Here is a 22,074-nt window from a genome sequence, read left to right on the forward strand (position 1 = left end):
GAGGGCTTTTCTTTTTGCTTCAACCAGGCTATGGATCGAGGCGAATACGAAAAAGGGGTGACGTGGTAAATGGGAGAAACAATTAGAATTGAAATTCCTGTATCTGTGAACGATAATACAGACCCTGGCCTATCAAATATCACGAATAAGATGAACACCCTGGCCACTGCCGCCCAGAAGGTAAATCGGATCCTGTCATCTGGATTAAAAACCAGAGGGATTGAACAAACGGCAGAGAGAGTGGAACGAACGCTTGGACGTGAGCACTCTATTGAAGTTTCAGCAGATGACAATGCCACTCCGGTTCTTTCAAGAGTCGAAGATGCAGCTGAAAGAGTAGGAGGAATTTCAGCAGATATTGAGATAGGAGCAAACGACAATGCTACTGCCGAAATATCTGGTGTCGAGGATGCAGCAGTAACCCTTGACGGAACAAGTGCTGATGTAGAACTGGGGGCGGATGATAATGCCACCGGGGTGGTAAATAGTGTTGGAGATTCACTGTCTGTTCTAAACGGAAATGAAGCGGTAGTAGAGCTTACTGCGGACGACAATGCTACGATGCAAATTATGGATGTGGAGGATGCACTGGCCGCCTTGAATGGTGAAGTGGCTGTGGCCTCAGTGGAAGCTGATGATACAGCCACGGAGATAATCCGAAGTGCCGAAGATGCAGTGGCCACATTCGATGGAACTTCCGGGACAGCGGAACTGGGGGCAGATGATAATGCAAGTCCGATCATCGACGATGTGAGGGACAAAGCAAAAGCCTGGGACGGAAGCGTTTTTACGGCAACTATGAGTATAGTAGATGCTGCTACTGCTCCAATGGGAGCGGTTTTAAATGCTGCAAAGAATCCAATAGCACAGGGCGCAACATTCCTTGGAGTGAGCGCAGGACTGGCTGATACTGTGAATACATACAAAGGGTTTGAGAGTATGATGTCGCAGGTCCAGGCTATATCTGGCGCTGCAGGGAAAGAGTTTGATGATCTGACCGCAAAAGCACAGGAAATGGGCGCAACTACGAAGTTTACTGCTACTGAAGCGGCTCAGGCATTTAATTACATGGCTATGGCAGGTTGGAAACCAGAACAAATGACCGCTGGTATATCCGGTATTATGAGCCTGGCAGCAGCTTCCGGCGAAAATCTGGCAAGCACCTCGGATATTGTTACGGATGCTTTGACAGCTTTTGGGCTGAAAGCAAAAGATGCCGGACATTTCTCGGATGTCCTTGCAAAGGCATCCGCTAGTTCGAATACAAACGTAGGCATGCTGGGTGAATCATTCAAATATGTTGCGCCGGTAGCAGGAGCCATGAAATATAGCGTCGAAGATACATCCCTGGCGCTGGGACTTATGGCCAATAGTTCCATTAAGGGAAGCATGGCTGGTACAGCCTTAAAGACATCCCTGGCTAACATGGCAGCACCAACTAACAGCATGGCAGAGGCTATGGACAAATATGGTATTAGCCTGACCGACGGCTCAGGAAACATGAAAACACTGAAAGGTGTCATGGATAATTTGCGAAGCAGTTTAGGAGGTCTTTCTGAAACTGAACAGACAGCGGCGGCATCCACCATTTTCGGCAAAGAAGCTATGAGCGGTATGCTTGCTATCATCAATGCTTCAGAACAGGATTATAACGATCTTTCCAATGCAATCGGAAATTCAAAAGATGCAGCACAGGATATGGCAGACACCATGTTGGACAACCTGGCAGGCTCCATGACTCTTATGCAGTCGGCTGTAGAGGGCGTGCAAAACAGTTTTGGACAGAGACTCACTCCTTATGTAAGAGGATTCGTTGATTCCATTACGGACGCAATGCCGGCTGTGACGGTTGCTCTGAATGATTTTATGGACACTGTAGACAAAAAAGCAGCACACATGAAGACAGTTATCGGAACCATGACGGCATCTGATGAGTGGCGGAATGCGGATATGTTCGGAAAGATGGACATTGCATGGGATACTCTTATCGGTCGGCCTTTCTCTGACTGGATTGGCGGAGACGGAAAACATTTGATTTCTTCCGGTCTCGGAACATTATTCTCCAGTGCGTCTGCTATCCTTCCAGGAGGAAAGAAAGCAGGCCTTTCTTCTGTGCTCAGCTCTATGCTGATCGCAAAGGGAGCATCCGGGATTATTGGAAACGCAAAAAATATCGCAACAACATTACAGCCAATTGGAAATGCTATCAAAAGCATTGGGCTTGCAGCACAGACAGCTCCAAGTGTAGGTGCTTTTATCAGCGATTTGGGCGCTATGGTTCCAACAGCTGCTAAATTCGGACTTGCGGCAGCGGCAGTAACAGCGGCAGTGATTGGAATTGGTGTTGCAGTTGATAACTACAACCAGAAAGCTCTGAGCAGTAATCTGGAAGAACATTTCGGAAACATCAAACTATCAGCTCAGGAAGTGCAGGATATTGCTTCTGGAATTCTTGATCAGAAATACCTGGCCAATGTGGAGGTTGCCTTAAATGAGGTAAAGAACGCTGATAAGCTTAGAGAAGATGCTCAGAAGGCGTTGGAATCCAATGATGTTCTGGAGTTTAAGAGCAGAGTGGGAATTAAACTTACGACAGAAGAACAGGAAGATTACACAAGCAATATCGAAACTTTTGTTAAGAGCAAGATTGAAGAACTGGAAAGCCGGACGTTTGCGGCACATATCCACGTCCAAACGTATCTCGGAGGTACGGAAGAGGGACAGACGTTGGCCCAGAACATCGAGAAATGGGCTACAGCGGATTATCTCGAACTCAATGATCTTTCTAATCAGTTATCAGAAAGAGTTTCCGCAGCATTAGAAAACGGAATCATTGGCGTTAGGGAAGAAAAGGCGATAAGTGCCTTGCAAGAAAAAATAAATAACATAACTGCAAGATGGAAGGAGTCCGAAGCTCAGGCAAAATGGGATTGGATAAACCAGGAATATGGAAGCCTGAATGCGGCCGATTTTGAAAGCGGTTCATTTACTGATCTTCTGGGAGCAATGAGAGATCAGAGGCAATCAGCAAAAGAAAGCGTACAGGCAGATGTTGAGCAGTGGTATTCAGAGCTTAATTCAATGGAATCGGCCGGCAGGATCACAGCTGCTCAGAATAAGCAGTACCATGACATGACTGGTTGGTATGTAAAGGGGCAGGAAGGAAGTGAACTGTCTAAGAGCTTACAGCTTGGTTCAAACACTCTGAATTCTGCATATGCAGAGAAGATTCAGAGCAACAGGCAGAGCCTTGCGGAAAATACGCAGTTTTCTATTGATTCAGCACAGAAACAGTTAGAGAGCGGAGACACATCCGCTATGACCAGTGCATTGATGTACGGGTTCAACGAACTTGGAAATGGAAAAACATTAGGAATTACAACTGATGCTACACAGAATGCCTTGAGCACCATGTATGAGAGCATGAAACCTGATGTAACGCAGATGCAGGGCTTAATTGATGATTACCGGGAAGCAGGGAAGGCAGTTCCACAAAGCCTGATGGATTCGTTTAATGAAGCTATTGAGGTTGGAGCAGCTGCTGGCGATACGTCTGCAACATGGCAGAATTATGCTAACCAGATCTGGAAGAACGGAAGCGATGAATTAAAAGCATCACTTACGGATCCGAGCAATCCAATGTATGAAACGGTTCGCAGCCAGTTGCCTCCTGAACTTGCGGAAGCGATTGACAGGGCGGCGGTAGAGACTACAACTGAAGATGTGACACTTGAAGGACTGAAAGCTTCTGTTGATGGAGACGTTGATATTGACAAAGATGCATGGACTTCAAAGCTGAATGAAGCTCTTGGTGACTTGGGCGAAACACAGGAGGTTACCGCTGATCATGTAAAGATTAAGGTTGATCAAGGCGATTGCCTGTGGGAAATCGGCAACGCTCTTGGAATTGACTGGCAGACCATTGCAGAACAGAACGGTATCGAAAGCCCGTATATTATTCACCCAGACCAGGAACTGACTATTTCCATGGATACGTTGACTGCAGAAGTTGACGGAGACAAGGCTCAGGCTGCTATCGAGCAGGCTATGTCGGCTCTGGATGCAGAAGGAGCAGAAATGTCTGTGACAGCAGAAGGAGTCAAAGTTGATCTGGCAGATGTAGAAGTGGATTCCGATACAGCGGCGGCTCAGATTGAGGCAGCTCTCGGCATGGAATCCGGGACACTTGCGGCAAATGGAATTGAAGTGCAGGCAGGCGCATCTGTTACTATCCCATCAGAACTGGTAACGGTGGATACATCTGGCATGCAGTCTGCAACCGAACAGGCAGCAGATGAAACGGAAACAGAGCCTATTGAGCAGGAAGCATCTGCAAATGTAAATGTCACAAATACAACGACCGATACATCCGGAATGCAGGCGCAGGCGGAAGAAGATGCACAAGGTGCTGTAGGAGATGTACCAGTTGAAGGCAGTGCAAATGTTACCTTCTCAGGCACGACAACAGACACTTCTGGCGTTGTGGAGCAGGTAACAACGGATCTTGAAAGTGCATTAACCGATGTACCGGCCAATGGTCATGCAACAGTAACCATTACAGATCCAACAATTGTAACAGCGGGAATCGCTGAGAAGGCAACGGCAGATATTGAGAGTGCAGTAAGTGATGTACCGGCCAACGGTCATGCGAGCATCACATTAGATCAGTCCAATAATGCGGCTGAGATTTATTCTCTTGCAACAGCCGATGTAGTATCTGCTTTTTCTGCGACTATTCCAACAGACGGGCACGTTGATGTCACACTTGACCAGACGAATAATGCAGCAGCTATTTATTCGGAATGCGCCGGACAGGTACAAAGTACATTCTCACAGGGCTTCACTGCATCTGCAGATGTTGCGGTTACACTGAACTGGCATATAACCAATCCGTCTGCAAGTATATCGACTTCAAGTAGCGGATCCTCAGTATCAGCTACCATAGCCGGACACGCTTCGGGCGGTGAAGTCGGACTGAATGGAGCTGAGCTGTCGTGGTTAGGTGAGGAAGGATTGGAATATATCATTCCTACAGTACCAGCTAGACGACAGAGAGGTATTGAACTGTGGGAGTCTGCAGGTCGTACACTTGGTATTCTTGGTTCGGATGGCCAGATATCAGCACATGCGAACGGAGGAATTGTTGGAAAAGAAGTATCAAATACGACACCTTATTTCGACACAGATTCCAGTTCACAAGATTCTGAAAAAACAGAGAAAGAAACTGTACCAACGAATGTAGTGTCAGATAAATCTGGCGTTGTGGTGCAAGTCAACCTTTCTCCGCAGTTCAATATATCAGATACAAATGACAGTGATGTTATTCGGCTCATCAAAGCGCACATCAAGGAGCTGGCTGACGATCTTGGAAGCGAAATTGCAACAATGCTCAGCGAAGCTTATGAGAATACGCCTGTTACAACATAAGGAGGGAACATGGGAGCGATATTAAAAGAATTGCATAATTCGGCATCGAAGTTCCAGTTCCCTTCGATGCCAAAAGATGATGTTGATGTAAAAAGAGAAACAGCATATCAGGAATATAACATTCTTGGAAAAGGAAAAATGAGTTACCCATCTGGTATGGGTACTCAGATTATAAAATGGTCTGGATATTTCTGGGGGGCAGGCAGAAAAAAGCTTGCCTCCGTAAACCAGAAATGGATAGCGCCAAAAACTTGCGCCAGCAAACTGAAAAGCTGGCAGACAAAAAAGACACCTTTAAATCTGGTGGTTTCTGAAGCTGGTATCAATGAAGATGTTACTATCAAATCTTTTGAGTATAAGCCTTTTGGCGGACATGGGGACTATTCGTACGAGATATCTTTTGTTCCATATGTCGAGATGAAGATTTATACAACAAAGGAACTGGGGACTAAGAAAAAAGCTAAAAAGAAAAAGAAAACCACTAGGCCAAGTACCAAGAAATCTACTAAAAAGAAAAAGACCTACAGGATTGTCCGAGGCGATACGCTTTGCGGAATATCTCGTAAGAAATATAAAACTGAATCAAAGTGGAGAAATATCTACAATGCCAATAAGAAGGTTATTGAAGCGGCTGCTAAGAAACATGGCCGGCGCAATAGCGACAACGGACATTGGATATATCCAGGAACAGTACTGACTTTACCATAAGGAGGCGAGAGTATTGATAAATCCAATGAAATATAAATACCTCGTGGCCATTATGACTGCAGATAAAAAGGCTTACGACATCACGCAATTTGTCGAAGATGTATCCTGGGAAGAGGGAGAGGACCAGCTTGCGGCCAGAATTAGTTTTTCGGCCAAGAACGATAAAACTTCAAAGGGAAGAATTTCTTCTCTTGCCAAGCCTGGGTGTTATGCAGCACTTTTGTATTCCTATAATGGCGGCAAAAATGCCGAAGCAACCAGAGGAAAAATAGTTGAATGGAATCCTTCAGCGAGAACATCCGGAGAGAAGTTTAAGGTAAAAGCATACGATGTTCTATATGATCTGCAGGAATCACAAGATCATGTATATTTTTCAGCTGGCGTAAAGACAAAGTCAGCCATAGTCCAAGTGCTGAAACGCTGGGGCATAAAGGTCACATCTTACAGCGGACCAAATGTGAAGCATGGGAAACTGGCTTATAAGTCTGAAAAGCTTGGAACAGTGGTTGTGAAAATCCTCAAGGAAGCCAAAAAGAAAGGTGGCATTGAGGCATGTCTGCGGGCTGTGAAAATGAATGTGACCGTAGTTGGTTTTGGAACAAATAAAACAGTATATCATTTTGAAGAAACACAGCATCTTACAGAAGTAAACCATAAGATCAGCACTACCGGGATGGTCACAAGGGTAAAAATCATCGGAAAAGCAAATGATGATGGATGCTCACCTGTCGAGGCTACAGTTGATGGAAAGACAAGCTACGGAATCCGCCAGAAGATTGTTTCCAGAGGAACCAATGACACATTAGATGAGGCAAAAAAAGAAGCGAGAGAGATTCTTGCAGATGATGGCAAACCAAAGGAAGAAATCACGATAAAACTCCCGGATATTCCTATCATTCGGAAGGGTGACAAGATTCATCTAAAAACAGCTTCAATAAGTGCTGGGTATTATATCGTAATATCTGCTACGCATGATGTAGATAAAATGCTTATGACACTGGGATTGAAAAAAGCACCGGCAGCAAAAAAGAGCAGTGGGAATAAAAAAACAAAAGCAAAATCATATGATGTTGGGGACATTGTTAATTTCCATGGCGGTAAGCATTATGTCAGCAGTTATCCAGATGCCAGAGGATACAGTGTAGGAGCCGGAAAAGCAAAAATCACGATCAAAGGTGGTTCCGGAAAAGCACACCCATGGCATCTGGTTACACAAAACTGGAATCAGACTCATGTCTGGGGCTGGGTTGACGATGGATCATTTGACTGACAGGAGGAACATTATGTCAAAAATGGAAAAAAATGGAATGGAAAAGCTTGCAAAGGTATTGGATTTGAGAATGGGAGAACACTCAGGAGGAGGATTTTCGTTCGACTTTGGAGTGATCAAGAAAGACTATTCCCTTGTTTCCAATACTTTTCCTTTGCCTATCCCTAAAAAGGATTATTCCGTCTGCAGACTTTTGGCCAATCTATCAACAAACGTATCTGGAGGAACACACGGAGGGCATAACAGCGGAACGGGATCACATAGCCATAAGGTGGTTATGCCTAAGTTAAAACCGGGAGATCGTGTGCTTATCGTATGGGTTGAGGGAGAACCTGTAGTCATAGATGTAGTAGTCAAGGCAAGTGGATTATAGGAGGCAATATGGAAGAAGAATCAAAAAATTTACTGCCGACTGTGGATGTTCCAGATTTTGTGGATGAAGAGGAAGACGAAGAATATGACGTTGACTATAAACCATCGCCAATGTGGGATCTTGAAAAAGGAGATTTCGTTCGCACCGCCGCAAATAATGTGCCAATGAACGATGGATATGAAGCATATAAAATATGGTGTGTAAAAACGGTATCTACAGAAAGATATTCTTGCCTGGGATATTCGGATGATCATGGAACTGAAACGGAAGATATAACAAGAGAATCTGACCAAAGCACTGTAGAACTTTCTCTAGAAAGGACAATCCAGGAAGCTCTGATGGTCAATCCGCGGACATCATCGGTAGAAGAGTTTTCTTTTGAATGGGGTACTGGGAGGGTAAAAGTATCATTCATAGTTTATTCAGTTGATGGAGAACCTTTTACCGTTGATTCAATCATTGAAGTTTAGAGGAGGTGGTTAATATGGCTAGACCAGAGTTTGAAGTTCCGGAATTTGTGTCAGAAAGTGATTCTGACCAGATACAGGAGAGGATGATGGGAAACCTTCCGGCGGATATATCGGATATGGAAGGTGATTTCCCATATGATTTTACCATGCCTACGGCCATCGAAATATCTCAGCTTGTACAGTTCAATCTTGTTCGCTGCCTGATGGTTGCGTTTCCGGAATATTCTTGGGGTGATTGGATGGATCTGCATGGTGGAGAAGCAGGAGTGACAAGAAAAGAAGCTGTAGCAGCAACTGGAACAGTGTCTGTTACGGCGGCTTATGGCACAGTATTGGCAGCAGGCACAGTTTTTGCAGTTCCTGCAACAGATCAGATGGAAGCTGTTGAGTTCCAGACTTTGCGAACTGTTACGTTCGCAGAGAATGAAACCATGGATCTTGCGGTTGAAGCGGTCACTCCGGGGGTATCCGGGAATGTTCCGGCAAATACGATTACAATTATGGCATCGCCGATCAATGGCGTTACAGCAATTACCAACAGCGAGAAAACATCGGGTGGTGCTGAAGAAGAAAATGATGAAGATTATTATGAACGAATCCATGCAGAATTCCAAGATTCGCAGTTCTATGTAGCGAATGATGCTGACTATATTAAGTGGGCCAAAGAAGTCCCCGGGATTGGAGATTGTATTGTAGAACCAGCTATTGAAGGACCAGGAACAGTGGGATTGATCTTAGTTGATAGCAACGGACAGCCCGCATCAAGTACACTGGTCACAGCAGTTTACAACCATATCGTTTCTCCGGACGACAGGAGCAAAAGACTGTTGCCTACTGGATCGTCTAAGCTGATCGTCAAGTCAGCTACAGTAAAAACTGTAGATTTTGCCTGTACAGGACTTGTTCTGGATGGCGTTGGATTGGATGATGTAATCTCGACATTCAAAACTGAAATGATGGCAGTCTATTCTGCGGCGAAAGAAACAAATATCCTTCGCTACAATTCAGCTCGAACAGTATTGTCAACCATAACCGGAGTAAGCGATTTCATAGATTTTACGATGGATGGAAAGAGAGAAAACATTCACCTTTCATCAAGCGAGTATGCAGATACCGGTAATGTGACATTTACATTAGAGGGGGCTGAGACATGAGTATAGATCTGGAAAGATTCCCATGGAGCGATTCGGCCAACAGAATGCTGACATATGTAACTAAGGGCTGGTATGATAAATCCTATGTCGGAAAATGGATATACGAAGTTATGGGCAGAGAGCTTGATCTGGCCACTGTGCATATTGAAGAACTTCCATACCAGATGTTTATCGATACAGCTACATGGGGGCTTAAATATCATGAGATCAAGTATGGACTGCCCGTAAGAGAAGACCTGTCATATGAAGAAAGACGACGGTTGCTCCGTGAAAAGAAAAACACAAAAGCACCAATGACCCCATGGCGAATGGAACAGATTTTAAAAGGCGTGACGGATTATGATGTCCAGGTTCATGATTGTAATGAGCCGGGACATTATTTTTCTCACCCTAACATATTCAGCGTTCAATTGGAAGGTGAAACAGAGGTAGAACTAGGAGAAGTTAAGAGTAAAGTCGATAAGCTGAAGCAATCACACACAGTATATCTTCTTTCTGTTATCCTCATGCTTATTGAATGCACAGAGAGCTTTGAACAGAGAGTGACGTATCATTCAGATTTTTCATGGTGGAAGTATTCTCTTGATGGTTCCTTCGCTCTTGACGGCAGTATCAATCTGAATCATTGGTATCCGACAGAATTTCGCCCAGTCTATCCATTCGATGCAGTCTTAACTGAGAATTTTATAGCAGATCGAATTTTTCACCGGATTCCAGATGTATATCATGAAAATATATTTAAGCCTTCCTTTTTCGTACGAAGTGATTTTGTATGGTGGGAAGGTTTTCTTGATGGAAACTTTTCACTGGACGGAACGAGAAAGCTCAATTCTTGGTATCCGATGGAAACTTTTATCGGGCATAGGCTGTTTATCGGCAATCAGGAGGCTTTTGAAACGAAACAGTGTATTTCATTGCCTGATATGATTAATGCTGAGAAAGCTGATTTTAGAGGCATACAGAGGGTAATTATGGGCTGGCGTGATGGTAATAAGATTCTGGACGGCAACTGTTTGTTAGACGGGACTTTATTGCTTGATGCAGGAGAGCCGCCATATCTGCAGACAGTTCGGATTCGTGCGCCTGTTAAACATGAAGAAGAAGTAGATGTCACAATGGTTATTCCTTCACGGGCCGCAAGACTGGATGGAACGTGTAGGCTAGATGGAAGTGTAAAACTAAATTCAGGAAGGGAGGTCCTTTAAATGGCAGGGACTACAGTTACAACACTGGCTAAGAAAAAAATGGTAAAAGCAAGAGCGGGGATTTCATCGCTCCCAAAGATTGTAGGTATGGCTTTTGGCGATGGAGGTGTAGATTCGGGCGGAACAGTAAAACCACACAGTGCCGATCAGAACACCTTACATCATGAATTGCTTCGCAAGAACGTTGATGGTTATGAGGTTCTTTCTGATACAAAAATCAGATATCGCTGCACACTGGCAGAAAATGAGCTGGCAAACACTTATATTTCTGAAGTTGGGTTATATGATGCAGATGGGGATATGGTGGCCATGAAAGCATTTCTGAAGAAAGGAAAGGATGCAGACATGGAATGCGTGTTCGAGTGTGATGATACATTCTAACGTATTTCGATATTTTGTAACAAGTAATCGGATAATGATAGATAAATGTTATCATAAGGAGGTAGAAAATGTCGTATTTCGATATTTCTGGAGCAACATTTGATGAAAATTTGCGAAAACTGGAAACTTCAGATCCAGCACACGCAGATGTATTTAATGCTCTTTTAGGACAGCTAATCAATAATGATGTGGCTCTGAAAGAAGCAGTTACAAAATTTGCAGCTTCAAAAAATGAACAAGCATTATTTCTTTTGAACCTGCATAAAGATGGCAAGAAATATGGAGTGCATTTTGATAATTATGATGTAACTCCATCAAGCAATGGAACCCGGCTTTTTGATGCTGTAGGTATGACAGCTGCGCCAAGCACAAATGCAGTGAGAGCAGTAAATGATTTTGACGGAAAAGGATGCTTTGCATATTTGGAAGTCAATGGATCAGTTGATGAGAATGGAGATTTTCAAGTTCAGTACATCAAAGACATTGATAATGAGTTTTCTCGGACAAAATACGATACATGGTGTCTGTATTTAACACAGTATGTATATCGTAAATTTGACAGTAATGGCGAGGATACCGTTATTTCTGATACCAGACATTCTGCAGAGTGGCTGCCGGAGGGCGGCGCAATCCGACCGGACGGAACAATCCGACCATTTGTGGCGATTGCCAAATATATGTCTGGTGACAATGCGGACGGTGTTGCGTCCTCAATCAGCGGCGTATCTCCGAAAAACTACAGTTTCCAGAGTTCCCTCACAAAATTCCGGGCAAAAGGCACACAGTATTGTGCTGAAACCTCACAGGATTCTGAGAGAATGGCACGACTTATGGAGATTGCCTTTGCCACAAGACATAGCCAGTCGGTGATGGCAGGTTGTAACTGGTGGTGGACACAGGCAACTGCTACTGTGCAGGAAAATGATGCGGAAAGAATCATTATTTCTAAAAGTGCGGCCAAAGAGCTTGTTGTTGGAGGAACTGTTTCCATAGGAAATGCTAACAGCCTTACAAGTGAAGGAAAGGCGAATAATGACCGAGGATCGAGTGGACTTCACGCAAAAGCGAACAAAGTAAAGATCACAAAGATTGAAGATTATGACAGCAATAATGCGGCTGTATACGTTGATAATGGAGGGCAGAAATTTTCTACAGCACCGACTTCTGTATCTGGCGTGACGTGTGAAACAATTATCAGTACGATGCCGTGGAACACAGGCGGATGCGATGATGTGCTTGGTTCTTGCGGATCCCCTGTGAGCAACACCAGCGGAAAAGAGCCATACATTCTGTTTGGAGTGGAAATGTCTTCTGGATTCTGGGAACCGAAAGGAAATACAGTTATGAAGATTGAAAACCATGTGATGCGTCCATACATCTGCTATGACTGTACAAAAATGACAACAGCAGGAGCTACAACAGATGATTGGGTTGCTCTTGGCTATGCAATTCCGGACAACAAAGGCAACTGGAAATATATCAGCAAACTTGGCTATTCTGCTGATGATCCAGAGGTACGTTATCCAGTTGAAGTTGCAGCAACTTCTAGCACTGGTTATGCTGATGGACTTTATACAGAGAACCTCGAGACGACTGGCGATAGCCAGCGAGAGGTTCTTGGCTCGGGCAACCTGAGCAACGGCTCGGTGGGTGGTCGTCGGTTTGCCCACCTGGCTTGTGGGCTTTCTACCGTGGGTTGGAATTTTGCCGCTCGTCTTTCTGCCTGTGGGCGTTGCGGACGCAAAGCGGCAGCATAAGCCGGGGGTGAATTGCGACAGCAAGAGGGGATCTCCCCTTTTAAGGCAGAATAAGAAATTGTAACTATCAACGATATTTCAACAGGACTTACAGCACAGTGGCTTCCGTTCTTGGCTCGGGCAACCTGAACAACGGCACGATGGATGGTCGTCGGAATGCCCACCTGAATTATGGGCTTTCTACCGTGAATTGGAATTTTGCCGCTCGAATTTCTGCATAACTTAGATGTGCTGTATTTCGTTCCCTTAAAGGGAACCCCGGAAGGGCTGGGGCGGAATGCCCGAAATTGACGAACCAGCACCGGAGGTATGGCAACATGCCTCTGGCTCTGTGGCGGAAGTGGACACAGATGGGGGCTAGTAGTAAACCCGAACGTCCTTGAAGCAGAAAGAAAGAGAAACATGAAAACATATTGCAAGAGACTTGTGGTTTCGGACGCAGACAGGATTTACGACGTAATCACAGATTATATGCACGATAAATACAGAAAGAATAGCTCTGTGAGGTTCTTTGCCTGCTATACAGGGGAAAGCCGGGAGCATGTAAAACAGTATCTAAAACCGCAACTGACGAACCTAGAGCCGGTAGACCGTAAAGAGTTTGCTGCACTGAGCATTGGCAATCTTCCTGAGAATGATTTCTGGAGGGCGGCACATTACAAGCTGGCGTTGGAAATGGCATATCATATCCGCACCAGAACCGTTAGGGAACATTTGCTGGCGAACACTTACGGACAGCCGTTGATCCGCTATACAAAGATCAATGAATCGGGAAGCGGAAAGGAACGTATGCTTGGGCTGGAAACGATATTGTTTCGCCTATATGAGCAGGTTGCAGCAAAGGCTGCGGAACCGCTGTTCAAAGCAAAGCTGGGAACATACCAATGCGCTTCCATCAAAGGAAGAGGTCAGAACTATGGTAAGAAAGCAGTCATGCGATGGCTCTCCAATGATGTTGAAGGTACGAGGTACAGTGCAAAGGCGGACGTGAAGAAATGTTATCCGTCAATCCGACATGGAAAATTGCTGGAACTTCTGAAAAGAGATCTGCACAAATCAGATGAGCTGTTATATCTGTTTACTGTATTTATTGAGCTATACGAGGAATGGCCGTCACCGGAGGCGTTGGCACCGGACAGAGGTATTCTAATAGGCTCTCCTGTATCAAAGGATTTATGCAATTATTTTCTCTCATACGCTTATCATTATGCAAGCGAGCGACTGGCTAAAATAACCTGCCGACGAGGGCAGACGAAAATCAAACGGTTAATAGCACATGTCATTTTCTATATGGATGATATAACAATGTATGCAGCGAATAAAACCCATTTAAAGCAGGCAGTCAAAATGATGATTGCCTATATGCTGGAATTTCTTGACTTGAGAATCAAGCCGGACTGGATTATGCAGAAAACCATGTATGAGGATCAAGTCGGAAAGACAAAGGGCGCCATACTGGATTTCATGGGCTTCCGGTTTCATGGCGGAGATGCAGAAACGAAGTCATATTTTGGGAGACAGAAAAAGCACAAGAAAGTATGGGTGACAATCCGCAGGAACATTTTTCTTACCGCACGACGGAAGATGAATAAATTTCTGAAACTGGTAAAACACCATGTCGCTGCAAGAATCAAATTTGTGAGGTCGGTCATATCCGCTTATGGCTGGTTCAAAAACACAAATATGGTGAAATACCGGATCAGAAACAAGGTAGATGAACTCATGCGGATTGCAAGGAAAATTGCAAGCGATCACGACAAAGGAAATGGCTATGTTGAGGAAAAATATTTCAATATGTGGAGGCGATATTATGCACAAGGTTCAAAGTCCCGAAAAAATGGAAAAGGTAGTGTACAAGGCAAAACCGAATGGCGTAGCAGATGTGTGGCTCAGGAACAACCAGCATGAAATTGTACAGGAAACAGAAGATGGCCCGACAGGATATGAGGCTGATGAGATTTTTTGCAGGGTAGATGCAGCAGTGATTTTAGAAAAAGAAATTACTGCTGATTTTGGTTTCTGGTTCGATCAGTTGAAAGACAAAGAAGAAGGCTGCAATGCTGATTATCTTTCTATTGAAACATATCGAGCAGAAAAGAAAAAGGAGATTTCTCAGATCTGCCAGAATACAATATATGCAGGAACGGACATTGAAATTTCGTCCGGAAAGGAACATTTTAGTCTTAAAGATGAAGATCAGCTGAATCTCTTTGGTAAACAGGCTCAGCTGACTGCTGGTAGCAAAAAACTGGAATATCACGAGGATGGCAATCCGTGCCGGTATTATTCTGCTGAGGATATGCAGAAGATCATTAATGGCGCGATGAAATTCAAGAGCTATCACACAACATATGGAAACTCTGTAAATATGTGGATTAAAGGATGCGCGAAAGCTTCGGAAATCGCCAAGATTAAATATGGAGTACCGATTCCGGAAGAATATCAGTCAGAAGTTTTAAAGGACTATCTGGCCGAAATGGCAGCCGACAAGGAGGTTAAATGAATACTCTGAAGACCATAGGCAGAAATGCTGTACTTTTCGCTATAGGAGGAACGATTTACTACATGATTGAACTGATATGGCGAGGGTACAGCTCACTGCCTATGGTCCTGGTCGGCGGACTTTGCTTCTTATTTTGTGGTTCGATAAATGAATTTCTAGGATGGGATATGCTCATATGGAAACAGATGTTTATCTGTGCTGCCGGGATAACTGCAATTGAGTTCCTTTCCGGATATATTTTGAATATTGTATTGGGACTTGGGATATGGGATTACAGCAATATGCCTTTTAATATAATTGGACAGATATGCCTTCCTTTTACTGCGGCATGGTACATCCTATCCCTATTAGCTATTGTATTAGATGATCATCTGAGATATTGGATATTTGGTGAAGAAAAACCAAGATACAAGTGGAGGTAACGATGATGGATGAAATCCAGGTTTTAGAACTTGTGGAATTCTATGAAGATATGATTGAAAAGCAAGATGAAATCATAGTGAGGCAGAGCAGGTTCATCAAGAACCTGGCAACAGAACTTTCTCACCTACGAAATATGCTGAACGTAGAGGCGAGCGAAGATGAAAGACTTGACGCAGGAATTATTGAAGAAGTAAAGGAAGAGTATGTAAGCATGAGGGAACCGTAGAGGTTCCCTTTTTTCATGGAGGTAAGGTATGGTGCATGCGAGAGATAGACCTTTTAGGCGCAACACATGGGCATCTATTAATGGCGAAAGGAGGTTCTTATGCGAAAACTGGTGGATTGGTTAATCGGAGGTAATCTGGATCGGCTCTTAAAAGCACTCGGAGGGGAAGAGTAATGCTCGAAACATTTTGTCTATCTGTGCTTGGCAGCGGAGGTGTTGCCGGCATTTTTTTTGCTCTGATTCGTCACTATATTGAGCGAAGGCTCATGGAAGTGGAGGCACGAGAGCAGGAACGCATTAAGTATAAAATTGAACAGAGAAAAGCGGATGAAGAAATTACACATGCTACGGGGCGCGTGCTCTTTTGGCTGCATCATGCAATTGTAAAAGGAGAGCATAATGGCGAGCTCGAAGAAGCATTTGAAAATCTTCAGCGTGCAGAAGCACACAAAAAAGAAATGGACAGAGAAGTTCTGGCCAAATACAGCATTGATTAGGAGGAATTACTTATGGAATTACTTAACTTTTTAAAACAGATTCCGTTCCCGGTATTACTGGTTGCGGTGTTAATTTTGCTTGTAGTGACTTTGGTTATTGCGTTTCAGTATGCCAAGCATAAAGGATTGGAAGGTATCCGTGAACAGGTATACCAGCTGATCCTGAAAGCGGAACATATGTATAAAGAATCAGGAACGGGACAGCAGAAATTGAAATGGGTTGTTCAGCAGGCGAGAGGATTACTGCCAAAGTGGCTGCAGGTTATTATGTCGGAAGATGCGCTGCTTAAGATAATTGATGTGTGGTTTTGCGGCGTGAAAGATCTTTTAGACGATGGAAAAATTAATGGTTCACAGAAGGAAGGGGCTTAAGCCCTTTCCTTTTTTAGGGGGATATTATGAAAACGAATATAATGGGAACTGCAGTTGCTACGGTCCAGCAGATGCAGTCATATATACAGAAAGTTAATCCGGCAGTACCTAAATCCGTAATCGATATGGTTGAATATTATATATCAGAAGGAAAAACGGAAGGAGTAAGGGGAGATATCGCCTTTGCGCAAAGTTGCCTCGAAACAGGTAATTTCACATTCAATGGTTCTGCCGTAACATTGGACCAGAACAATTTTGCCGGAATCGGCGTTACAAAAAATGGTATGAAAGGGAATTCGTTCTCTCATCCATGGATCGGCATCCGGGCACAGATCCAGCATCTTAAAGCATATGCATCTAACGAAAAACTGTACGGTGTATGCGTGGATCCTCGTTTCTGTTATGTGAAAAGAGAAATAGCCCCATATGTTGAATGGCTTGGGATACAGGAAAATCCACAGGGCGGAGGCTGGGCTGCCGGGAAGAATTATGGCTCAAAGATATTGGAAATTCTGGCGAAGATAATCGCGATGCCAGAAGTGAATAAGGAGGATGTTACAATGAATCTTAACACAAGTTTAATCAGCAATAACAACAGCTATGCAAATCAGGTGCCTAAATACATCGTTATCCATAATACAGATAACTTTGCAAAAGGAGCAAACGCAAAGGCACATGCCAAGGCTCAGCATGACGGGAACTTCTCCGGCTACTCTGCTCATGTATATGTTGATGATACCGAGGCTTATCAGGCTACACCTTTTAATCGAGGCGCATGGCATGTCGGCGTTAACTATGGTGGTGGTCTTTTCGGAATTTGCAACAACCACAATTCTATCGGCATCGAGATGTGCGTGCAGGCAGGGTATAATTATGATAAAGCATTTCGGAACACTGTTGAAATCTGCAAGATGTTGATGCAGAAGTTTGGAATTGACGCAGATCATGTGGTATCCCACTATGATGTGTGCGCAAAGAATTGCCCTTCTGCAATCCGGGCAAAAGGTGACTGGAACCGCTTCAAGCAGCTGATCGGCGCAAAGGCAGCAACTACAACTGTAGATAAATATTACAGAATCCGGAAAACCTGGGGAGACAGTAAGGGCCAGCTTGGGGCATACAAGAATCTTGAGAATGCTAAAAAAGACTGGAAAGAAGGCTACACCATCTATGATTGGAATGGAAAAGCTGTATATCCGGAACAGAAAAAAGATACCTCATCACGCAAAGAGAAAGCTGACTTAACAGTAAAACTGGATATTCAGCTTCCTGTATTACAGTCTGGAACTGAGGGTGTAGCGGTGCGATGCTTACAGTCCATTCTTGGAGTTTCTGTTGACGGAGATTTTGGAAAAAATACAAAGTCAGCACTTAAAACATTTCAGCGGAATGTTGGTATTGATGATGATGGTTGCTGTGGTCAGAATACATGGAAAAAGATAGCTGACCACATGAATGCAAATACATTCAAATAATAACAAAATAGGTGCTTTTTATAATATGTTTGCTTCAAAATTTGCCTTACAGGGTATAAAATATATCACGCAGTTTATAACAGTATTTGATATAATCTAACAAAAGTCCTTCCGATATATCAAGAGGTGCTAAATTATAACGGAAGGAGCAATGGCATGATTAAAATTTTACTGTCAAAAAAGCTTGGGGAGATGAGACTTACTCAGGCAGATTTGGCGAGGGCAACCGGAATAAGACCCAACACCATCAACGAGTTGTACCACGAGCTTGCAGATAGGGTGAATCTGGAACACCTCGACTTGATTTGCGAAGCCCTGGATTGTGAGCTGGATGAATTGATTGTTAGGGTACCGAACAAGGAATCAGCCATAACCCACACTCGCCAGGGAACTCAAAAACCCGGCAGAAAGAGGTAACCGCTGCAACGGTTACCTCTTATTAAAGAGGGGGATTTCCCCTCTTTATTTCACTTCTTTTAAATTATAATCCAATGAATCGTACAAATAATCTGTATCAAATCCCATATCTTTGTAACCTTGCAATACAGTTCCAACATAACGGCTAGATGGCCTTCCCGCAGTGGCTGAGTCAGGCAAGAGGTATATCATAGCCTTTTTTCTAGTGCCGTTTTTTAATTGTACAAATACATTTCTCTTTTTATAAAATCTCGGATATCCCTCGTACAGATCAAGAGCCTTCTCATTTTTGCTATCGATATTCCAAACAGCAACAGGAACTCTACTTCCTTTTTGCCTTTTGACGGTTGCATAAGATCCTGTGCGGCTTCCTCTGTAAAGCAATTTCCAATTTATCAGATATCCGGTAAATGCGACCGTTGCTCCAGGACAACGGTATGACATTTGCTGCACGTTAAGATTGCTTCCGTATGCTACATATAAACTCATGGCATTCCCTTTCTCCCCGTAAAGCCGTTAGGTCAGCTGATTTATAACTAAGCAACCTGTTCTGCTTTTGCGTTTTCACGGAGCTGTTTCATCATGTGAAGTCTGCAGGTCTTAAATTCATCTCCGTAGAGTCCAAGGCGGTTAGTCAAAATATTGTACATAAGTGTAATTTTTTTCTGAGCGGTATATCCATTCATTGAACGGAATACTACTTTATCATCGGATTCAATAGCCCAAGCAGAGAGTGCAAGGCAAAACTGAACATATGCTTTAATTTTTCCTGCATGAAGCGTGCTATTGAAAAGTCTAAATTCAACAGTACCTTTCTGGAAGAAGCTATGGAGATTCAGCGCATGATATCTTGTGGAGTTATAATGCTGATGATCGATACCACCACAATATCCATCGTTTGCTGGGCTATACCAGATCTTTTCGACAGAATCGGTTGTGATGTTCTTATCTTTTTTCATGGTATCGAGCAGGTTTTTACAAACTGGCAAACACCAACGATTTTTTCTGCTTCCGACTGCAAGGGCATCATAAATAATTTCCTGCCGACTATACATGAAGTTTACCAATCTGCGCAGAGAGGTTGCTGTATGGTTTGCTCCATCAACATGGATATGGATACCACATGAAGCATGAGGTACTCCACCGATTTCTCTGAATTTACGAATGATTGCCTGCAATGTATCAAGATCTTCGTATTTTAGAACCGGTGTTACGAATTCAACTCTGTATTCGTCCATGTTCTCGGTTCCAACTTTACGAATTGGATTGATTGAGCTGTCTCGCATTACCTTCCATTTTCTTCCCTGTGAATCCTGAATGGTTCTTGTCTGGTAGCAAGTGCGATCTGGTCTGGAAGCTGCAGTTCCGATAATTTCTGCAACTGCATCCGCAGCCATTTTTCTTGAAATACCTGTAAATTCAACCTCAACACCGTAGTTCTGTTTCTTTAAAAGTTCTGACATATCATTTTCCTCCTATTATCTCTCAAACCTCGCACCGTCTATGCGAATGTTTGTTCTGTTGTTTATGCTTGTATATTACCATATGTACCGTACATGTCAATAGTTTATTGAAGAAAATCTCTAAAATAATGAAGAAAAATGTTGACAAAATGAAGATATAGTGATAAACTATAATTGTAGCAAGGAGATAGCAGGAAAGGAGTTAGAGAAATGGAAAAAGATATAATGACTACATTAGAATTTAAAACCGTTATGGAAATGGTCGTGTTGATCATTGAGAACAGTAAAAATAAAGAAGAGGCACTTGAAAAAATCAAGAACCTCTCCATTTTAAAAGAAAATAATTAAGAACTAAGCGAATAGACACCGAGCGGACTCCGAAACTTCCTGCTTCCGCTCGGTACCTAAGAAAATAATAGCAGGAAGAAAAAAATAAGTCAACAGAAAGTTGGTGTATTATGATATCGTACAATCCGCTTTGGCACACGCTTCTTGATAGAGGTATGAATAAGGGAGATCTAAAAGACGCAACCGGATTAAGTTATGGGACTATGGCTTCCATGGGAAAGAATGAGCCAGTCAATCTGAAACAGATAGATAGAATATGTAAAGCTCTTAATTGCGGCATCAGTGATGTGATAGAGTATATACCTGATTAACATCACTGCAATAAATAATACGATTTATTCCCGTGATGTTAGAGTGATGTTTGGAACTATTGCAAATAATAATACAACGTGGTATATTTAATAAAAGCCCGCCTCTTTTATTTTATTTAATACACGGTAACACGAAAAAGCGGCCTAGTGTTATTGAGTTTGAATAATCCACGCAATCATAAAACACCAGTATTTATGCGGGGTTCAAACAAATTTGCTTAGCATCTGGCAACAAAATGGCAACATTTTGTAGTTATTCGGCGAATAAAAATTTTATTTCATAACGTATATAAAGAAACCTTACTGATTTTCAGAAGTAAAAAACTGAATATCGGTAAGGTTTTCTTTTTTCTTATTTTTCTTTTTTAGTCAATTCTTTTACGAGGTAATCACTCAGTTCCTGAGAGGGTACCTTGGCACGTTTCTGGTAAGTATCCAGTTCCGGGTACTTATATCTCCATTCATCATATTCTTCCTTGCTGATTTCACCGTTTTCCAATTTATCAGCTTGTTCCATCCATGCACGAAGCATTTCATCGACAGATGAGCCGGGAGCAGATATGGAAGAGTCAAGGCAGAGATGAGGCTGTCCATCTATATTTTTTACCTTCAGACCATATATATCTTCCAGTGCAAATAGTGTGTGCATCAGACCTATATGAGTATCAATATCTGGAACTGTTAAGGCATGAGTATTGATATCAAAGATCTGAGACATTTGTTTTACAAGATCAATCTTAGGAACTCTGGCTTCAGATTCATACTGAGCCATGCGGACATCTGAGGTTTTTCCTTTGAATCCCAGTTGTTCTCCGAGTTGTTTTTGTGTCATGCCGATACGGTTACGAAAAAATTTGATACGTTGTCCGATTGCCATTTTTGTTTGCCTCCTTATAGTGGTCATTCGTGTTGCCATAATTAATTGTGAAGAAAATAAAACAATTCTGTTTAGGTTCAGTATAGCATGAGCAATTTTAGATAGCAAGAAGAACTTAAACAAAAAAATTTAATATTCTTATAAAACTGCTTGACTTAAATTAAAATGTTTAGTATCATGCAAATGTAACGACTTAAACAAATTACGTTAAGACAGAGAGGAGAGATGCGATGTGACGAACAGAACTTTTATGACAGTAGAAGAAGTTGCAGCGGAACTGGGAGTTTCCAAGTCTTATGCTTATAAGATTGTCAAACAGCTAAATGAAGAATTACAGAAGCTGGGTTATCTTACGGTAGCTGGCAGAGTAAACACCAATTATTTCCGCAAAAAAGTATGTTACAGCGAAGTGTAAGA

General features: G+C 43.0%; 23 protein-coding genes and 1 pseudogene. 21 read left to right on the plus strand and 3 right to left on the minus strand.

Features of this window, described 5'->3' with window-relative positions; genetic code table 11:
* Nucleotides 1-69: 69 nt before the first annotated feature.
* The 18 genes and pseudogenes from DWX28_RS11480 to DWX28_RS11565 all read left to right on the plus strand — a co-directional run bounded on the left by DWX28_RS11480 (nt 70) and on the right by DWX28_RS11565 (nt 18,658).
* Complete coding sequence (locus DWX28_RS11480) at nt 70-5,427, plus strand: phage tail tape measure protein (RefSeq protein ID WP_243002416.1); 5,358 nt, start codon at nt 70-72, stop codon at nt 5,425-5,427.
* Nucleotides 5,428-5,436: 9 nt separating this feature from the next.
* Complete coding sequence (locus tag DWX28_RS11485) at nt 5,437-6,135, plus strand: LysM peptidoglycan-binding domain-containing protein (RefSeq protein WP_046438174.1); 699 nt, start codon at nt 5,437-5,439, stop codon at nt 6,133-6,135.
* Nucleotides 6,136-6,148: 13 nt separating this feature from the next.
* Nucleotides 6,149-7,405, plus strand: a complete 1,257-nt coding sequence (locus tag DWX28_RS11490; RefSeq protein WP_046438175.1) for an XkdQ/YqbQ family protein — start codon at nt 6,149-6,151, stop codon at nt 7,403-7,405.
* A 13-nt stretch (nt 7,406-7,418) separates the two neighbouring features.
* Complete coding sequence (locus DWX28_RS11495) at nt 7,419-7,778, plus strand: hypothetical protein (protein ID WP_243002417.1); 360 nt, start codon at nt 7,419-7,421, stop codon at nt 7,776-7,778.
* 8 nt (nt 7,779-7,786) lie between these two features.
* Nucleotides 7,787-8,248, plus strand: coding sequence for a DUF2634 domain-containing protein (locus DWX28_RS11500; protein WP_021652458.1), 462 nt, complete (start codon nt 7,787-7,789; stop codon nt 8,246-8,248).
* Nucleotides 8,249-8,262: 14 nt separating this feature from the next.
* Entirely contained in the window at nt 8,263-9,402 is a 1,140-nt protein-coding gene (locus DWX28_RS11505; protein WP_118252765.1) for a baseplate J/gp47 family protein, read from the plus strand.
* Entirely contained in the window at nt 9,399-10,607 is a 1,209-nt protein-coding gene (locus DWX28_RS11510; RefSeq protein ID WP_118252766.1) for a putative phage tail protein, read from the plus strand. Before DWX28_RS11505 ends, DWX28_RS11510 begins: the two co-directional genes overlap by 4 nt.
* Nucleotides 10,608-10,988 carry a phage tail-collar fiber domain-containing protein gene (locus tag DWX28_RS11515; RefSeq protein ID WP_046438178.1) on the plus strand — a complete coding sequence of 127 codons (381 nt, stop codon included), beginning with the start codon at nt 10,608-10,610 and terminating at the stop codon, nt 10,986-10,988. It abuts the gene before it with no gap.
* A 68-nt stretch (nt 10,989-11,056) separates the two neighbouring features.
* Nucleotides 11,057-12,745, plus strand: coding sequence for a hypothetical protein (locus DWX28_RS11520; protein WP_118252767.1), 1,689 nt, complete (start codon nt 11,057-11,059; stop codon nt 12,743-12,745).
* A gap of 309 nt (nt 12,746-13,054) precedes the next feature.
* Nucleotides 13,055-14,653, plus strand: coding sequence for a reverse transcriptase domain-containing protein (locus DWX28_RS11525; protein WP_118252768.1), 1,599 nt, complete (start codon nt 13,055-13,057; stop codon nt 14,651-14,653).
* Nucleotides 14,583-15,248 (plus strand): hypothetical protein, encoded by a 666-nt coding sequence (locus DWX28_RS11530; RefSeq protein WP_118252769.1) that lies wholly within the window; start codon nt 14,583-14,585, stop codon nt 15,246-15,248. Before DWX28_RS11525 ends, DWX28_RS11530 begins: the two co-directional genes overlap by 71 nt.
* Entirely contained in the window at nt 15,245-15,670 is a 426-nt protein-coding gene (locus DWX28_RS11535) for a putative ABC transporter permease (RefSeq protein WP_118252770.1), read from the plus strand. Before DWX28_RS11530 ends, DWX28_RS11535 begins: the two co-directional genes overlap by 4 nt.
* 2 nt (nt 15,671-15,672) lie before the next feature.
* Complete coding sequence (locus DWX28_RS11540; RefSeq protein WP_118252771.1) at nt 15,673-15,897, plus strand: hypothetical protein; 225 nt, start codon at nt 15,673-15,675, stop codon at nt 15,895-15,897.
* Between the two features lie 173 nt (nt 15,898-16,070).
* Nucleotides 16,071-16,394, plus strand: coding sequence for a hypothetical protein (locus DWX28_RS11545; protein ID WP_021650068.1), 324 nt, complete (start codon nt 16,071-16,073; stop codon nt 16,392-16,394).
* Nucleotides 16,395-16,406: 12 nt separating this feature from the next.
* Nucleotides 16,407-16,766 (plus strand): hypothetical protein, encoded by a 360-nt coding sequence (locus tag DWX28_RS11550; protein ID WP_046438181.1) that lies wholly within the window; start codon nt 16,407-16,409, stop codon nt 16,764-16,766.
* 32 nt (nt 16,767-16,798) lie between these two features.
* Nucleotides 16,799-17,293 (plus strand): annotated as a pseudogene (locus DWX28_RS20550) (glucosaminidase domain-containing protein); the annotation flags it as partial.
* A 33-nt stretch (nt 17,294-17,326) separates the two neighbouring features.
* Nucleotides 17,327-18,241, plus strand: coding sequence for a peptidoglycan recognition protein family protein (locus DWX28_RS20555; RefSeq protein WP_243002418.1), 915 nt, complete (start codon nt 17,327-17,329; stop codon nt 18,239-18,241).
* A 156-nt stretch (nt 18,242-18,397) separates the two neighbouring features.
* On the plus strand, nt 18,398-18,658 hold the full coding sequence (locus tag DWX28_RS11565) for a helix-turn-helix domain-containing protein (RefSeq protein WP_021650065.1): 261 nt from the start codon (nt 18,398-18,400) through the stop codon (nt 18,656-18,658).
* Nucleotides 18,659-18,703: 45 nt separating this feature from the next.
* Here the strand turns inward: DWX28_RS11565 and DWX28_RS11570 are convergent, their stop codons facing one another.
* On the minus strand, nt 18,704-19,147 hold the full coding sequence (locus tag DWX28_RS11570) for a gamma-glutamylcyclotransferase family protein (RefSeq protein WP_046438182.1): 444 nt from the start codon (nt 19,145-19,147) through the stop codon (nt 18,704-18,706).
* A 47-nt stretch (nt 19,148-19,194) separates the two neighbouring features.
* Nucleotides 19,195-20,121 (minus strand): amidoligase family protein, encoded by a 927-nt coding sequence (locus DWX28_RS11575; protein ID WP_118252772.1) that lies wholly within the window; start codon nt 20,119-20,121, stop codon nt 19,195-19,197.
* A gap of 210 nt (nt 20,122-20,331) precedes the next feature.
* Here DWX28_RS11575 and DWX28_RS19410 point away from each other — a divergent pair, with 210 nt between their 5' ends.
* Nucleotides 20,332-20,469 (plus strand): hypothetical protein, encoded by a 138-nt coding sequence (locus DWX28_RS19410; protein WP_158565311.1) that lies wholly within the window; start codon nt 20,332-20,334, stop codon nt 20,467-20,469.
* A gap of 110 nt (nt 20,470-20,579) precedes the next feature.
* Nucleotides 20,580-20,780, plus strand: a complete 201-nt coding sequence (locus tag DWX28_RS11580) for a helix-turn-helix domain-containing protein (protein ID WP_021650061.1) — start codon at nt 20,580-20,582, stop codon at nt 20,778-20,780.
* A gap of 352 nt (nt 20,781-21,132) precedes the next feature.
* On the opposite strand, the gene DWX28_RS11585 is transcribed toward DWX28_RS11580, so the two are convergent.
* On the minus strand, nt 21,133-21,657 hold the full coding sequence (locus tag DWX28_RS11585; RefSeq protein WP_118252773.1) for a helix-turn-helix domain-containing protein: 525 nt from the start codon (nt 21,655-21,657) through the stop codon (nt 21,133-21,135).
* 232 nt (nt 21,658-21,889) lie between these two features.
* Between DWX28_RS11585 and DWX28_RS11590 the strand changes: the two genes are divergently transcribed.
* Complete coding sequence (locus DWX28_RS11590) at nt 21,890-22,072, plus strand: helix-turn-helix domain-containing protein (RefSeq protein ID WP_055155747.1); 183 nt, start codon at nt 21,890-21,892, stop codon at nt 22,070-22,072.
* The last annotated feature ends 2 nt before the right edge of the window (nt 22,073-22,074 follow it).

Source organism: Blautia sp. AF19-10LB, assembly GCF_003461245.1.
GTDB classification, from domain to species: Bacteria; Bacillota; Clostridia; order Lachnospirales; family Lachnospiraceae; genus Blautia_A; species Blautia_A intestinihominis.

Coding starts and splice junctions, on each gene's coding strand:
- DWX28_RS11480 (WP_243002416.1), top strand. CDS start 70: ATGGGAGAAACAATTAGAATTGAAATTCCTGTATCTGTGAACGATAAT.
- DWX28_RS11505 (WP_118252765.1), top strand. CDS start 8,263: ATGGCTAGACCAGAGTTTGAAGTTCCGGAATTTGTGTCAGAAAGTGAT.
- DWX28_RS11570 (WP_046438182.1), bottom strand. CDS start 19,147: ATGAGTTTATATGTAGCATACGGAAGCAATCTTAACGTGCAGCAAATG.
- DWX28_RS11575 (WP_118252772.1), bottom strand. CDS start 20,121: ATGTCAGAACTTTTAAAGAAACAGAACTACGGTGTTGAGGTTGAATTT.
- DWX28_RS11580 (WP_021650061.1), top strand. CDS start 20,580: ATGATATCGTACAATCCGCTTTGGCACACGCTTCTTGATAGAGGTATG.
- DWX28_RS11525 (WP_118252768.1), top strand. CDS start 13,055: ATGGCAACATGCCTCTGGCTCTGTGGCGGAAGTGGACACAGATGGGGG.
- DWX28_RS11540 (WP_118252771.1), top strand. CDS start 15,673: ATGATGGATGAAATCCAGGTTTTAGAACTTGTGGAATTCTATGAAGAT.
- DWX28_RS11520 (WP_118252767.1), top strand. CDS start 11,057: ATGTCGTATTTCGATATTTCTGGAGCAACATTTGATGAAAATTTGCGA.
- DWX28_RS11550 (WP_046438181.1), top strand. CDS start 16,407: ATGGAATTACTTAACTTTTTAAAACAGATTCCGTTCCCGGTATTACTG.
- DWX28_RS11535 (WP_118252770.1), top strand. CDS start 15,245: ATGAATACTCTGAAGACCATAGGCAGAAATGCTGTACTTTTCGCTATA.
- DWX28_RS20555 (WP_243002418.1), top strand. CDS start 17,327: ATGAATCTTAACACAAGTTTAATCAGCAATAACAACAGCTATGCAAAT.
- DWX28_RS11510 (WP_118252766.1), top strand. CDS start 9,399: ATGAGTATAGATCTGGAAAGATTCCCATGGAGCGATTCGGCCAACAGA.
- DWX28_RS11485 (WP_046438174.1), top strand. CDS start 5,437: ATGGGAGCGATATTAAAAGAATTGCATAATTCGGCATCGAAGTTCCAG.
- DWX28_RS19410 (WP_158565311.1), top strand. CDS start 20,332: ATGGAAAAAGATATAATGACTACATTAGAATTTAAAACCGTTATGGAA.
- DWX28_RS11515 (WP_046438178.1), top strand. CDS start 10,608: ATGGCAGGGACTACAGTTACAACACTGGCTAAGAAAAAAATGGTAAAA.
- DWX28_RS11530 (WP_118252769.1), top strand. CDS start 14,583: ATGGAAAAGGTAGTGTACAAGGCAAAACCGAATGGCGTAGCAGATGTG.
- DWX28_RS11565 (WP_021650065.1), top strand. CDS start 18,398: ATGATTAAAATTTTACTGTCAAAAAAGCTTGGGGAGATGAGACTTACT.
- DWX28_RS11500 (WP_021652458.1), top strand. CDS start 7,787: ATGGAAGAAGAATCAAAAAATTTACTGCCGACTGTGGATGTTCCAGAT.
- DWX28_RS11545 (WP_021650068.1), top strand. CDS start 16,071: ATGCTCGAAACATTTTGTCTATCTGTGCTTGGCAGCGGAGGTGTTGCC.
- DWX28_RS11495 (WP_243002417.1), top strand. CDS start 7,419: ATGTCAAAAATGGAAAAAAATGGAATGGAAAAGCTTGCAAAGGTATTG.
- DWX28_RS11585 (WP_118252773.1), bottom strand. CDS start 21,657: ATGGCAATCGGACAACGTATCAAATTTTTTCGTAACCGTATCGGCATG.